Below are 660 nucleotides of genomic sequence, written 5' to 3'. Positions count from 1 at the left end.
AACCATAACTTCAGATGATATTGCGGCTGATGCAATCAACGCAGCATCGATAAACCCAGACGTAGCCGGTGCAGGACTTACGCAAAATGCATCGGGTGCACTAGAAGTAGACGGAACTGCAATCAATGGTGATGGAAATATTACATCTTCCGACCTTACTGTTGGTGGAGATACAAATGCACTACTTGGCGATGTAACACTAGAAATTGCTCCGAATGCGGTAGGAACTACTGAAATCGCTGACGGAACCATAACTTCAGATGATATTGCGGCTGATGCAATCAACGCAGCATCGATAAACCCAGACGTAGCAGGTGCAGGACTTACGCAAAACGCATCGGGTGCACTAGAAGTAGACGGAACTGCAATCAATGGTGATGGAAATATTACATCTTCCGACCTTACTGTTGGTGGAGATACAAATGCACTACTTGGCGATGTAACACTAGAAATTGCTCCGAATGCGGTAGATGCTTCAACCATAAATGCAAACGTAGCCGGTGCAGGACTAACTCAAAACGCATCGGGTGCTCTGGAAGTAGATGTAACTGGAATAAGCGGTGACGGATCAATTACCTCCCCTAATGGAACTGTAACTTTAACAGGGACACCGGCTAACTCTTTATTCGAAAACGTAGGATTTGATGTAAACGTTCCAGC

At 45.5% G+C, this 660-nt stretch carries 1 protein-coding gene; it reads left to right on the top strand.

The genetic code is table 11. The features are described 5' to 3' along the window. The coding region (locus J8281_RS18925; protein ID WP_210199227.1) for a hypothetical protein at positions 1–660 on the top strand (660 nt) is incomplete at both ends.

It is taken from the genome of Aquimarina sp. U1-2 (assembly GCF_017897595.1).
In the GTDB taxonomy this organism is placed as follows: Bacteria; Bacteroidota; Bacteroidia; order Flavobacteriales; family Flavobacteriaceae; genus Aquimarina.
Note: the sequence above shows the minus strand (reverse complement) of the source record. Positions and strands in the feature narration are given on the sequence as shown.